Annotated in this window: 16 protein-coding genes; 7 read left to right on the top strand and 9 right to left on the bottom strand. The window is 59.0% G+C overall.

Annotated features, from left to right (window positions below; translation table 11 throughout):
* The first annotated feature begins 128 nt into the window (after positions 1–128).
* Complete coding sequence (locus ACTQ33_RS03460; protein ID WP_441462215.1) at positions 129–1,163, top strand: uroporphyrinogen decarboxylase family protein; 1,035 nt, start codon at positions 129–131, stop codon at positions 1,161–1,163.
* 62 nt (positions 1,164–1,225) lie between these two features.
* Here the strand turns inward: ACTQ33_RS03460 and ACTQ33_RS03455 are convergent, their stop codons facing one another.
* The 7 genes from ACTQ33_RS03455 to ACTQ33_RS03425 all read right to left on the bottom strand — a co-directional run bounded on the left by ACTQ33_RS03455 (position 1,226) and on the right by ACTQ33_RS03425 (position 6,051).
* Positions 1,226–1,771, bottom strand: coding sequence for a PadR family transcriptional regulator (locus ACTQ33_RS03455; RefSeq protein ID WP_441462213.1), 546 nt, complete (start codon positions 1,769–1,771; stop codon positions 1,226–1,228).
* Positions 1,771–2,742, bottom strand: a complete 972-nt coding sequence (locus ACTQ33_RS03450; protein ID WP_441462211.1) for a lipoate--protein ligase — start codon at positions 2,740–2,742, stop codon at positions 1,771–1,773. Before ACTQ33_RS03450 ends, ACTQ33_RS03455 begins: the two co-directional genes overlap by 1 nt.
* A 141-nt stretch (positions 2,743–2,883) precedes the next feature.
* Complete coding sequence (rsmG, locus tag ACTQ33_RS03445; protein ID WP_441462209.1) at positions 2,884–3,576, bottom strand: 16S rRNA (guanine(527)-N(7))-methyltransferase RsmG; 693 nt, start codon at positions 3,574–3,576, stop codon at positions 2,884–2,886.
* Positions 3,573–4,451 carry a 4Fe-4S binding protein gene (locus tag ACTQ33_RS03440; RefSeq protein WP_441462208.1) on the bottom strand — a complete coding sequence of 293 codons (879 nt, stop codon included), beginning with the start codon at positions 4,449–4,451 and terminating at the stop codon, positions 3,573–3,575. The genes rsmG and ACTQ33_RS03440 overlap by 4 nt, the downstream gene beginning before the upstream one ends.
* Entirely contained in the window at positions 4,444–4,581 is a 138-nt protein-coding gene (locus ACTQ33_RS03435; protein ID WP_441462206.1) for a CD1871A family CXXC motif-containing protein, read from the bottom strand. Before ACTQ33_RS03435 ends, ACTQ33_RS03440 begins: the two co-directional genes overlap by 8 nt.
* Entirely contained in the window at positions 4,578–5,135 is a 558-nt protein-coding gene (locus ACTQ33_RS03430) for a TlpA disulfide reductase family protein (protein ID WP_441462204.1), read from the bottom strand. The genes ACTQ33_RS03435 and ACTQ33_RS03430 overlap by 4 nt, the downstream gene beginning before the upstream one ends.
* Before the next feature lie 34 nt (positions 5,136–5,169).
* Positions 5,170–6,051: a LysR family transcriptional regulator gene (locus tag ACTQ33_RS03425; protein ID WP_441462202.1), complete on the bottom strand. Its 882-nt coding sequence runs from the start codon at positions 6,049–6,051 to the stop codon at positions 5,170–5,172.
* Positions 6,052–6,222: 171 nt separating this feature from the next.
* Between ACTQ33_RS03425 and ACTQ33_RS03420 the strand changes: the two genes are divergently transcribed.
* From ACTQ33_RS03420 to rbr, 5 genes are all read left to right on the top strand, one after another.
* A complete protein-coding gene (locus tag ACTQ33_RS03420) occupies positions 6,223–7,137 on the top strand; it encodes a DUF2156 domain-containing protein (protein WP_441462201.1) in 915 nt (304 codons plus the stop codon).
* Entirely contained in the window at positions 7,134–7,946 is an 813-nt protein-coding gene (locus tag ACTQ33_RS03415) for a GNAT family N-acetyltransferase (RefSeq protein ID WP_441462200.1), read from the top strand. The genes ACTQ33_RS03420 and ACTQ33_RS03415 overlap by 4 nt, the downstream gene beginning before the upstream one ends.
* A gap of 134 nt (positions 7,947–8,080) precedes the next feature.
* Positions 8,081–8,377 (top strand): Dabb family protein, encoded by a 297-nt coding sequence (locus tag ACTQ33_RS03410; protein WP_441462199.1) that lies wholly within the window; start codon positions 8,081–8,083, stop codon positions 8,375–8,377.
* Between the two features lie 12 nt (positions 8,378–8,389).
* Positions 8,390–8,935, top strand: a complete 546-nt coding sequence (locus tag ACTQ33_RS03405; protein WP_441462198.1) for an epoxyqueuosine reductase QueH — start codon at positions 8,390–8,392, stop codon at positions 8,933–8,935.
* Between the two features lie 57 nt (positions 8,936–8,992).
* A complete protein-coding gene (gene rbr, locus ACTQ33_RS03400; RefSeq protein WP_441462196.1) occupies positions 8,993–9,526 on the top strand; it encodes a rubrerythrin in 534 nt (177 codons plus the stop codon).
* Positions 9,527–9,588: 62 nt separating this feature from the next.
* Here rbr and argF read toward each other — a convergent pair whose 3' ends face one another.
* Positions 9,589–10,575 carry an ornithine carbamoyltransferase gene (gene argF / locus ACTQ33_RS03395; RefSeq protein ID WP_441462194.1) on the bottom strand — a complete coding sequence of 329 codons (987 nt, stop codon included), beginning with the start codon at positions 10,573–10,575 and terminating at the stop codon, positions 9,589–9,591.
* Positions 10,576–10,684: 109 nt separating this feature from the next.
* Between argF and ACTQ33_RS03390 the strand changes: the two genes are divergently transcribed.
* Positions 10,685–11,554, top strand: coding sequence for a MerR family transcriptional regulator (locus ACTQ33_RS03390; protein ID WP_441462192.1), 870 nt, complete (start codon positions 10,685–10,687; stop codon positions 11,552–11,554).
* Between the two features lie 2 nt (positions 11,555–11,556).
* Here the strand turns inward: ACTQ33_RS03390 and argH are convergent, their stop codons facing one another.
* Positions 11,557–12,927 (bottom strand): argininosuccinate lyase, encoded by a 1,371-nt coding sequence (gene argH / locus ACTQ33_RS03385; protein WP_441462190.1) that lies wholly within the window; start codon positions 12,925–12,927, stop codon positions 11,557–11,559.
* Positions 12,928–12,958: the final 31 nt, after the last annotated feature.

Here is a 12,958-nt window from a genome sequence, read left to right as displayed (position 1 = left end):
TGTACCGACAGCCTCTGGATATTCTTTTCGATTACTGGTAAGATAGAACCATACCAATGATAATCATTTTAAAAACAGCGTTTTTTCTACGATAATCACCTGTTTTTTATGTAAAGGAGTTTGATGTCATGCTGACTGCAAAGGAAAATCTCCGCCAGGTTATCCGCGGCGGCAAGCCCGACCGCTATGTCAATCAGTACGAAGCCATTCAGCTTCTGTTCCACCCCTACTGGCTGCATAATCCCTCCCCGGCCCCCGGCCAGGAAAACATTGTCAACGCCTGGGGCGTGACCAACTCCTTCCCCACCGGTACCCCCGGCGCTTTCCCGGTCCACACCCCCGACAAAATCGTGGTCAAGGACATTGAGGACTGGAAGGACTATGTCAAGGCTCCGCCCCTGGACTTCCCCCAGGCCGATTGGGACCAACTCAAAGCCCAATACGACGCCGTGGACGGTTCCAAGTCCTACAAGGCCGCCTTTGTAGCCCCCGGTCTCTTCGAGCAGACCCACTATCTGTGTGAGATCACCAACGCCCTGGTGTACTACATCACCAATCCCGACGAGATGCACGACCTTATCAAATATCTCACGGAGTGGGAATTGAAGCTGGCCGAAGGCATCTGCTCCCATTTGCATCCCGACGCCATTTTCCACCACGACGACTGGGGCAGCGAACTGAGCACCTTTATGAGTCCCGATATGTTTGCCGACTTCTTCCTGGAACCCTACAAGGAAATTTACAAATACTACCACGATCATGGTGTGGAGCTGGTGTTCCACCACTCCGACAGCTACGCCGCCACCCTGGTGCCCCATATGATCGAAATGGGCATTGACGTCTGGCAGGGCTGTATGGAGTCCAACAATGTGCCGGAACTGGTGAAGAAGTACGGCGGAAAGATCAGCTTTATGGGCGGTATCGACAACAAATCCGTGGACTTCTCCGGCTGGACCGAGGAAGACTGCCGCAAGGCCGCCCGCAAGGTCTGTGATGCCATTGGGCCCAACTATTTCATTCCCTGCATCACCCAAGGCGGTCCCGGCTCTGTGTTCCCCGGCACCTATGCCTCCCTGTGCAAGGCCATTGACGAGATCAACCGTGAAAAGTTCGGCATCACCGATCCCGACAGCGGCCGTCTTCCCTGGCAAATTCTGTTCTGATCCCTATCTGCATCACAAAACCCCGCCGTGGTGTCACGGCGGGGTTTTTGAGGATTCTTTTGTTAGGGTTCCGACTGATACAGCGCCGTACAGGCATCGAGCCATTCCAGATAGGCCCGCTCCCGCATGATGGCGCCGGTGATCACCACATAGTCTCCCAGCGCCGGTGTGCCCCGCTTGGGCGGCGTGCCGAAGCACCGCCGGACCTTGTCCTCCAGGTGTTCCAGCTTCTGCCGGTGGAGACGCCGCTGGGCGTCGATGATATGCAGCGCCGCAGACGGCTCCAGATTATCGCTGAAATACAGCTTCAGACGGAACACATCCCGCTGAAACGGAATAGTATCCACATCCTCCTCCACCCAGGCATGGAACTCCTGCCGTCCCTGCTCCGTGATGGAATAGACCTTTTTCTCCAGGGCCTCACCGGAAATCTGCACCTCGTAGGTGATGAGCCCTTCGTCGTACAGTCTCCGCAGTTCCGGATAGATCTGGCTGTGCTTGGCGTCCCAGAACTCCGTCAGGCCGTTCTGGAACTCCTTGGTGATGTCGTAGCCGCTCATGGAATGGCGCATGAGCAGACCCAAAATAACGTATTTTAACGTGCGCATTACAATCGCTCCTGGCGAATCCAGGCGGCAATCTCCTGGATTTGTTGATTTTCGCAGCGGTCCAAAGCCTGGGCCATCTGCTGGGAATCCACCCGGCAGCCCGTCAGCAGTCCCTGCACCAGGGCGGGCAGTTCCGGGTCCATGGCGTCGGAAAATACCTCGGCCTTTTCCACGCAGCCCTCCCGGGACGTCAGCAGAATTTGAACGCCGCCCCAGTCAAACCGACGGTCCAGCTCCAGATCAAAGGCAGGCGTCTGTCCCACGCGCCACTCCCAGGAGCTGTGCTTCTCCCGATAGGGCGCCATGGCGGCCTCGTCAGCCGGGGTGGGAACCCACTCCGTATAGTCGCCGTAGGTCTTGCGGAACGCCTGCTTCAGCGTGCCTACCACCATGGGAATGGTCAGGTCCCGGCGAAATTCCGTCAGGTTGCAGACCCGGCTTCGGACCGATTCCACACCCTTGGCCTGGAGTTTCCGGGGGTCCACCTGAAGATAGTGCTGCAACCGGCTCATGTCGGAGTTGATGAGCAGGGTGCCGTGATGCTGGCAGATCTTTCCCCGCTTGCAGAAAGCGTTGCCGGAAAACTTGCGGCCCTCGGCCAGCAAATCGTTACGGCCGGAAAACTCACAGGGAATGCCCAGCATCCGGATGGTCTGCAAGATGGTATTCATCTGCTTTTCCACATCGTACAGGTCCTCGCCGGCAATAAAGCTGAAATTCAGATTGCCCGTGTCGTGATATACGGCGCCGCCTCCGGTGATGCGGCGTACCAACTGCACCTCGTCGGCCTCCATGGCCCCCAGGTTGCATTCCCGCCAGGGGTTCTGGTTCTTGCCAATGATGACGGCATTGCGGTTGATATAACAGTAGAGGATCATCTCGTCGGGGGCCAGGTTATCCAGCAGCCATTCATCAGTGGCCAGATTCTGCCAGCCGTCGGTGGATCGAGACAGGTAAAACAAATTGGGCATGGGATTTCCTCCTGTTCAGTTGTGGGCAATCTGCTTATGGATTCCATTATAAATGCCGGAGATAGTTGTGCATATTGTCGGACGTCACAACTTTTTCTCCGCCATGTTTCCGGTTTTCATCAACATGCCCATTGAAACCGGTTACAGCGGCTGCTGTTTGATCTTGGCATACCGCCGGGGATATTGCTTTGGGGTCGGTTTGACCTTGCGGATGACCACCACCCGGTGGACTGCATCGCCCACGGGATATTCGTAAACCCGTTCCAGCTTGCCGCCCAGCTTGGCAACCGCCCCTTTGGCCTCGTCCAGTTCCTCCTGGGCCGCCGCGCCCTTCATGGCAAGGAACGCGCCGCCCACCCGGACCAGAGGCAGGCACAGTTCACAGAGGATGTTGAGCCGGGCCACGGCCCGGGAGGTGGCGAAGTCGTATTGCTCCCGATGGTCGGCGGCAAATTCCTCGGCCCGGGCCGTGACACAGGCGGCCTCTATCCCCAGCTGGGGCAGCACCTCCCCCAGCCATGTCATGCGTTTGCCCAGGGAGTCCAGCAGCGTCAAATCCATGGCAGGCTGGGCGATTTTCAGGGGCACGCCGGGAAAACCCGCGCCGCAGCCCACATCCACCACCCGCTTACCTGCCAGATCGGCAATGTCCAGCAACGCCATGGAGTCGAGAAAATGGAGCCGGGCCACCTCTTTGGGGTCGGTAATGGCCGTCAAATTCATGACCTGGTTTTTCTCCAGCAGCAGCTTTCCAAACGCGCACAGGGTATCCACCTGCTGCTCCGTGAGCGTTAAATGAATGGCCGGCAGCCCGGCCAGAATGGTTTCTTTCAAGATACCGTCTCTCCCTTCTTTTTGCGTCTGGCCATGGTGGAGACGATGGCTCCATGGGGGCAGCTGTCGAGACACTTGCCGCAGCGGATGCACTGGCTGTGATTGGGGGTTTTGCTGGGGTCGATGTCCAGGCCGCAAACCTTGCGGCAGGCGCCGCAATGGGTACACTGGTCTTCGTTCAGGGTAAAGCGGTACAGGGCAAACCGGTTGAAAAAACCGTAGATGGCTCCCAAGGGGCAGAGATACCGGCAGAAGGGTCGGTACAGGAACACCGACAGCACCAGAATGACCACCAGAATGGCCACCTTCCAGGTGAACAACCAGCCCACCGCCGACTGCAAGGCCGGATTCCCCGCCAGCAGAGGAATACCGCCCAGCAAGGTACCGGAGGGACAGACATACTTGCAGAACCAGGGAGAGCCCTGGCCCACAATATCCACCACCACCATGGGCAGCAGGATCACCAAAAGGCCCAGCATGACATACCGGAGCCACTGTAAATACTTCTCGCCGGGCAAGCGGCGCAGCTTCTTCACGCCGGGGATTTTATGCAGCAAATCCTGCACCAGGCCAAAGGGGCAGAGGAAGCCGCAGACCGCCTTTCCCAGGATGGCCCCCACCATCATCAAAAAGCCCAGCACATAGAGGGACAGGTGGAACTTGCGGCTGCCGATGACGGCCTGCAAGGACCCGATGGGACAGGACCCCAACGCGCCGGGGCAGGAATAGCAGTTGAGCCCCGGCACACAGGCGTATTTGGTGGGGCCGCTGTAGATTTTTCCCTTGAAAAAGCCCTGGACGTACCCGTTGGAAAGGGCTGTAAAGGCCAGCTGACAGCCCAGGCGCAGCTTACTGCGCAGTGTTTTTCTAGCCAATTCCAATACACTCCATACAGATGATGACGGCCTTTTGCAGCACCGTCTGGGCCTCACCCCGCATAATGCCCAGGGTCAGCAGCACCGCCCCCACGCAGAACACGGCCACCGCCGGAAGATGGCGCTTCACGATTTGGCCTCCTCCAGCTTCTTGTCGAAGAGGGCCGTCCATTCGTCATAGCTTTTGGAGCCGGTGACGATGCCGCCCAGCTGGTTGCCCTCGCTGTCCACAAAAAACGTGGTGGGCACAACCTGGATGCTGGACAGCACCCGGTCCAGTAAATCCTGGGAGGGCAGCAGGTGGAGATAGTCGGCTCCCGTTTCCTCCACGATCTCCTTGGCCAGCGCCACAGTCTCCTCCGGATAACCACCCTCATAGTCGGTGGCGTCGCTGACGATGCCCACGATTTGTAATCCCTTGCCGGCGTAGTCCTCGGCCAGCTTGCCCAGGTCCGGCATCTCCTGGATGCACGGGCCGCAGAACGTACCCCAGACGTTGACCATGGTCACGTCATAGTTGTCAAAAATGGAGTCGTCCACGTCATTGCCCTCCAGGTCCTGGGCTGTAAAGCCCGCCAGCACGCCGGTACCATCACCGGTTTCCTGGCCGCTCCCGCCGCCGCAGGCCGTCAGGCCGGTTGTCAACAACGCCGTCAGCACCAACATACTCCACAGTTTTTTCACAGATATCCGCTCCTTTTTAAAATACTTATCGTCGTTACGACTGCATTTCCCGAATGGTTTCGGCGGCGCACTGGATCAACTCCTGCACCGCCGGTTTCAACTCCCGGCGGCTGCGGACCACAATGCCCAATTCCCGGAAGGTCCGGGGTTCAATGGGCAGCACCTTCACCGTAGGGTCTGACCGACCGCTCATGATCAATTCTGTCATAATGCTGACGCCCAGGCCGTGGGCCACCATGGAGATCACCACCGGGTCGTCCACCGTTGTTTTTCGTATGCGGGGGTGGACATGATGGCGGCGAAACATGGGCATAATGTCTCTGGTAAAGCCTAGGGCGGGCATCAGAAACTCCCGGTCCTCAAAGGCGGAAACGGGAAAGGTCTTCCAGCCGTCGAAAGCCGGTTCATCCGGCAGCACCGCCACCAGCGTGTCCTCTTTCAGAGGCAGAAAATCGGCCTTCAAATCGTCCTGACGGCTGACAAAGGCCAGCTCCACCTGGCCGCTGTGGACCCATCCGTACAGCTCCTCAATGCCCGCCATCTGCACGTCCACCCGGACGTTGGGGCAGATATCCCGGAACCGCTGCAAAATGGCAGGCAGCCAATGGACCGCCATACTGGAATAGGCTCCCACCCGCACCGACCGGCTCTCCTGCCGCCGGACCGCGTCGATCTGGGCTTCCAGCGCCTTGCCCGCCTCCACAAATTGCAGAATGGCCGGTTCCAGTTCGCCGCCCCGCTCCGTCAGCCGGGTACCGTAGTGGCCGCGCTCCAGCAGCGGGAATCCCAGTTCCTGTTCCAGGGCGTTCATCATATGGGTCAGCCCCGACTGGGTATAGCCCAGCTCCTGGGCCGCCTTGGTGAAGGAGCCCAGCCGCGCCGACGCCAGCAACGCCTCATACTTTTTTGTATCCATGCTTTTCCTGCTCTCTCAAACAATTATGAAGAAATTTCATGGAGCCATTATAAACGCTCACATTCTAAAGCACAAGCAAAATTTCACCCATTGCTTTTTTCCCCTATCTGTGCTATAGTATCTATCAAGAATCATTCTTATTATTGTCCAATTGTACAAAGGAGAATCATTGTGCCCATTGAATTTCATCATCCTACCCTGGCCGACCGGGAATGGATGCAACCGTATTACCGTGCCGCAGGCTATCGCGGCTGTGAGACCAGCTTTGTCAATATGTACCTCTGGGGCCGTGGCTACGGCGAAGTTGCCCAGGTGGGCGACTACCTGGTGCAGTTCATCAAATACAACGGCATCAAGTATTACGCCTATCCGGCCGGTCAGGGAGACCTGCGGTACGTCATCGACCGTCTGATCGAGGACGCCGCCTACTATAACCACCCCATGCGTCTGCTGTGTGTGGACTGCAACCGCCGTCAGGAGCTGGACGCCCTGTATCCGGGCCAGTTCCGGTTTACGGAAAACCGCAACGCCTTTGACTATCTCTACGACATCAACCGTCTGGCCGATCTGGGCGGCAAAAAGCTCCAGTCCAAGCGGAACCACTGTAACCGGTTTGAGCAGAACCATCCGGACTGGACCGTGGAGCCCATTACCGCCGATACCCTGCCCCTGTGCCGGGCCATGGCCGAGGACTGGTACGCCCAGTACGACGGCGAAACCTCCGACGAGCACGATTTCCGCATTGAGAAAATCGCCCTGGGCCGGGCCTTTGACGATTACGAGGCCCTGGGTCTGGAGGGTCTGCTGCTGCGGGCCGAGGGTCAGGTCATGGCCTTTACCATGGGCCACCACATCCAGCCCGATACCTTTGACGTGAATTTTGAAAAGGCCTACGCCCACATTCAGGGCGCTTATCCCATCATTAACCGGGAGTTTGCCCGGTATATCCGCAGCAAATACCCGGAAGTGGCCTATCTGAACCGGGAGGATGACATGGGTCTGCCGGGTTTGCGGAAGGCCAAGGAATCGTATCATCCGGATCTGCTGCTGTGCAAGGGCTTCGCCGAACTGGAGGCTACGCTGTGACCGGTCCGGCCCGCTCCGGCGACGTGCCGCGATTGAAAACCCTGTGGCAGCAGGCTTTTGGCGATGATCCGGCCGTCATCGACCGATTTTTTCAGAGTTTGTTCCGTCTCGACAGCACTGTGGTGTGCCGGGACGGTGACGACGCTGTGGCCATGGCCCACTGGTTGCCCATGACCGTCTGCCACGACGGCAAGGGCTGGCCCGTGGCCTATGTCTACGCGGTAGCCACTGACGAGGCCCATCGGGGCCGCGGGTATTGCCGGGATATGCTGGACTACTTCGCCCGGACGCTGCCGGAACAGGGCGTCCGTGGGCTGGTGCTGGTGCCGGGCAGCGGCAGTCTGCGGCAGCTGTACAAGCGGTACGGCTTTTCCGATTACACCACCGTTTCCCTCCAAACTCTGGACGCCGCTCCCGCCGCCGGAACCTGGGAAGCCATTGAGCCGCCGGAGTACCTGATGCTGCGGGAGGAACTGCTGGCCCGGCGGGCCTATGTGTCCTGTTCGGTGCCCATTCTCTCCTTCCAGCGGGACTTGGCCGTCCACTACGGCGGCGGCCTGTACCGGCTGGAAGCAAACGGCGTCACCGGCTGCGGCTGCGGTGCCGTGGACGGCGACAGAGAGGGCGTGGTCTATGAGCTGCTGTGGCCCGGCGACGGACCGGAAGGTGCGGACCTGATGGCCGCCGCCCTGGGGGTCTCCCGGCTGCTGGTACGGTCGCCCGGCGGAGAAACACCCTTTGCCATGGCCCGTTGGCTGACAGAGACGCCGCCGGCAGTATCCCCCTATCTGGGGCTGGCCTTGGACTAACGTTCCATCCATCCCTTGTGCGAAACAGAGAATTTTACACCGTTTACTTTTTTTCCTCCTAATTCTGGAGTATAATACGGGAGATATTTGAATTTCCTGCCGATTCTCAGCAGGTTGGGAAAGGATGATCCCCTATGGTACGCCATATTGTATTCTGGAAACTGCGGGAGGACTACGCCGCCCCGGAACAGGCCGACTACGCATTGCAGGTATTGACGGCCTCCACGGAGACGCTGCTGGGCATCGACGGACTGCAACAGGCCCATATCGGCCGCAATCTGGCCGGCGGCGCCTATGATCTCATCTTTTACGCCGAATTTGCCGACGCCGACGCATTGGAACACTTTCGGGAGCATCCGCTCCATGTGGCCCATCGGGAACGCTGCGCCCCCTATGTGACGGGACGGCTCACCGGCGATCTCATCGAGTAGGAGCGAATCGTTTTGAAGATTCTGTTGCACGCCTGCTGCGCCCCCTGCGCCAACCGGCCCATTGCCGATTTACAGGCCCAGGGCCATGACGTGACGGCGTTCTGGTACAATCCCAACATTCACCCGTTCACCGAATACCGTTCCCGCCGCAACTGTCTGCGGGACTACGCCGCAGAAATCGGTCTGCCCCTGATCGAGCGGGATGATTACGGCCTGCGGCCCTTTGTCCGGGAGGTAGCAGCCAATATCGACGGCCGCTGTCTCAAGTGCTACGAAATGCGGTTCTGGGAAACGGCCCGCCAGGCCGCCGAGGGCGGCTTTGACGCCTTTTCCTCCAGTCTCTTTATCAGTCCCTATCAGCAGCACGAGCTCATGCGGGAGGTGGCGGAGACTGCTGCCCGGGAATTTGGAGTATCCTTTTTCTATCAGGATTTCCGTCCCCTGTTCCGGGATGGTCAGACCTTTGCCCGGGAGCATGGCTTTTATATGCAAAAGTACTGCGGCTGTATTTTTTCCGAGCAGGAGCGGTATCTCAAACCCAACAAGATTCTTCCCTGAGCGTCCACCGCGCCGTCGGCGCGTTGACAATTCTATCACTGCAAAGGAGAACCTACTATGGAACTGAAAGGCTCTAAGACCGAAAAAAACCTGATGGCCGCCTTCGCCGGCGAGTCCCAGGCCCGCAACAAGTATAGCTATTACGCCTCCAAGGCCCGCAAGGACGGCTATGTCCAGATTGCCAACCTCTTTGAGGAGACCGCCAATAACGAGAAAGAGCACGCCAAGATGTGGTTCAAGCTGTTCCACGGCATTGGCTCCACAGAAGAAAATCTGCTGGACGCCGCCGAGGGCGAGAACTACGAGTGGACCGACATGTACGCCACCTTTGCCAAGGAGGCCCGCGAGGAGGGCTTCGACCACATTGCCGCTCTGTTTGAGGGTGTGGCCGCCATTGAAAAGGAGCACGAGGAGCGCTACCGCAAGCTTCTGGCCAACGTGGAGGGCAAGCTGGTCTTCAGCCGCGACGGCGACTGTGTGTGGCAGTGCTCCAACTGCGGCCACATTGTGGTGGGCAAGGCTGCTCCCCAGGTCTGCCCCGTCTGCGCCCATCCCCAGGCCTACTTCCAGATCAAGGCCGAGAACTATTGATCTATTGACGAAAAAAGCTCCCGCTTGCGGCTGCAAGCGGGAGTCTTTTTGCTGTTTCTGGGTTACATACCGCCCATCAGCACGGCCATGACGGCCTTAATGGTATGCATACGGTTCTCCGCCTCGTCGAAGACAATGGATGCCGGGCTTTCAAAGACCTCGTCGGTGACCTCCATGGAGTCCCGGCCGAACTTGGCGCCCATCTCCGCGCCAATGGTGGTTTTGAGATCGTGGAACGCGGGCAGACAGTGCATAAATTTGCACTGGGGACCGGCGTTGTCCATGAGGGCCTTGTTGACCTGATAGGGGCTCAGATCGTGGATGCGCTGCTCCCATACCTCCATGGGCTCGCCCATGGACACCCACACGTCGGTATAGATGACGTCGGCGCCCTTGGTGGCCGCCATGGGGTCTTCGCAGAACTCCAGAGTGGCGCCGGTTTCGGCGGCAATGGCCTGGCACTGGTCAATGAGCTTCTGGTCGGGGAAATACGCCTTGGGGGCGCAGGCCACAAAGTGCATGCCCATCTTGGCGCAGCCCACCATCAGGGAGTTGCCCATGTTGTACCGGGCGTCGCCCATGTACACCAGCTTGATGCCCTTCAGTTTGCCGCAGTGCTCCTGGATGGTCAGGAAATCGGCGAGAATCTGCGTGGGGTGGAACTCATTGGTCAGGCCGTTGAAGACGGGGACACCGGCGTAATGGGCCAACTCCTCCACGATGTCCTGGCCGAAGCCCCGGTACTCGATGCCGTCATACATCCGGCCCAGGACCCGTGCCGTATCGGCAATGGATTCCTTCTTGCCGATCTGGGAGCCGGAGGGGTCCAGATAGGTGACGCCCATGCCCAGATCCCGGGCGGCCACTTCAAAGGCGCAGCGGGTCCGGGTGGAGGTCTTTTCAAAAATCAGGGCCACATGCTTGCCGGGACAGCAGGCATGGGCAATGCCCTGCTTCTTCTTGGCCTTCAAATCGGCGGCCACATCGAGAAAATGGGTGATCTCTGCGGGCGTAAAGTCCAGCAGCTTGAGAAAATGCTTCTGTTCCATGGGAAAGTTCCTCCTACATACGGATTTTTTCAGAATCTCTGTTGACCTGGCACCTGGTGCATAGTGTATCATGAGGACATCCAAACCAAAAAACGGAGGTGGCGTCCCTATGAATGCCAAGCAAGCCGAACAGTGTACCGGGATATCCCGGCGGAATCTTCGATTTTATGAACAACAGGGCTTGATCCATCCGGCCCGGAACCCAGATAATGACTACCGGGACTACTCCCAGCAGGACCTCGAAGCCCTGAAGCTGATCCGCGCCCTGCGGATGCTGGACACGCCTCTGGAGGACATCGCCGCCTGTCTGCGGGGAGAAACCACCGTAGCCGATCTGGCCGCCGCCCAAGCGATACGATTGCAACAGCGCCGTAAAGAGCTGGAGATGTCCATTGGATTTTGCCGTCAGCTACAAAGCGCGGCCACGGTGGACGCAGCCTTTGTAGACCGTTTGCTGCGGCAGATGGATACGCCGGAGACGCGGCGCAGTCTGTTTCAGGACTGGAAGGCCGACTACCGGAAGGTGGCGGCGGCAGATCGCAGACGCTCCTTTGCCTTCACCCCCGACGACAACATCGCCACGGCGGCGGACTTTACCAATGTCCTATGTGCTTACGCCAACGACCACGGTCTCAATCTGGTCATCACCAAAGAGGGGTTGGAGCCGGAGTTCACCATCGACGGCATTCCCTACCGGGCCATGCGCCTCCACCGGCGCATGGGGCCGGCGCCGGTGATGACCGTCCGGTGCGTGGCCCAAACGCCGGAGGCTTTGGAGCCCGACGTGCCCCAGGGCCGGAAACGGCTGCTGCGGCTGCTTCGCAACAGCTGGCCCCTGCTGTTTCTGGCCTTTTTCTGGCTCCCCCGGGTGGCTTCGGCCGAACCAGCCAACCGATGGGAGGTCCTGCTGGCCGGTCTGCTTCTGGCCGTTTCCGTGGGAACCCTGTACTGGTTCTACCTCCGGAATTACCGGGAGTGACCTCACTTGATGGCAGCGCGGGTGTGGTCGATGTGCTTCTGGACCATCTCCGGGGCGGGGCCGCCGGGGACCATGCGGCCCTTGAGACAGGTCATCAGATCGATGGCCTGATAGACGCCCTCATCAAAGACGGGCGATACCGCATGATACTCGTCCAGAGACAACGTCTCCAGGGTCTTGCCCTGCTCAATGCAGTAGTGGACCAACTTGCCCACGCAGGTGTAGGCGTCCCGGAAGGGCATGCCCTGCTTCACCAGATAGTCGGCGCAGTCGGTGGCGTTGATGAAGCCCTCGGCGGCGGCCCGGCGCAGCTTGTCCACCCGGACCGTCATGGTCTCATACATGGGGGTGAACACATCCAGGCACAGGCCCACGGTGTCCACGGCGTCGAAAATGGCCTCCTTGTCCTCCTGCATGTCCTTGTTGTAGGCCAGAGGCAAGCCCTTCATCACCGTCAGCAGGCCCATGAGATCACCGTAGACCCGGCCCGTCTTGCCGCGAACCAGCTCGGCAATGTCGGGGTTCTTTTTCTGGGGCATGATGGAGGAGCCGGTAGCATAGGCATCATCCAGGGAGATAAAGCCGAACTCATAGCTGGCCCACAGGATGATCTCCTCGGAAAAACGCGACAGGTGCATCATCAGAATGGACAGCGCCGAGGCCAGTTCCAGAACATAATCCCGGTCGGAGACACCGTCGATGGAGTTTTCCGTGGGCTTGTCGAAGCCCAGGGCCTTGGCCGTCATAAACCGGTCGATGGGATAGGTGGTACCGCCCATGGCGCCGGAGCCGAGAGGGCACTGGTTCAGCCGGGTCTTGCAGTCGGCCAGACGGCTCAGGTCCCGGGTCAGCATCTCGGCGTAGGCCATGGTATAGTGGGCAAAGGTGGAGGGCTGGGCCCGCTGCAAATGGGTGTAGCCGGGCATGATGGACTCCAGATGGAGCTGGGCCTTGTCGCAGATGGCGGAAATCAGCTTTTTCACCTTTTCCTGGAGGTCTCCGATTTCGTTGCGCAGGTACATTTTCAAGTCCACAGCCACCTGATCGTTGCGGGACCGAGCCGTGTGGAGCCGCTTGCCGGCGGCTCCGATGCGCTCCGTCAGCAGGACCTCCACATTCATATGGATGTCCTCGTTCTCCTCGGTAAACTCGATCTTGCCGGCGCGGCAGTCGTCCAGAATCTCCCCCAAGGTCTTCACAATCAGGTCGGCTTCCGACTGGGGGATGATCCCCTGGGCGCCCAGCATGGTCGCATGGGCCATAGAGCCGGTGATATCCTCCTCATACATCCGCTGGTCGTAGGAAATGGAGGCGTTAAGGCTGTCCACCAGCTTATCCGTGTTCTTTTCAAACCGTCCGGACCAAAGTTTCATGGCTCGTTCGTTCCTTTCTTCCAGTAGAAAT

The organism is Candidatus Avoscillospira sp. LCP25S3_F1 (assembly GCF_052117125.1).
Lineage (GTDB): Bacteria > Bacillota > Clostridia > Oscillospirales > Oscillospiraceae > Avoscillospira_A.
The sequence above is the reverse complement of the archived record's forward strand: the minus strand, read 5'-3'. Positions and strand labels throughout refer to the sequence as shown.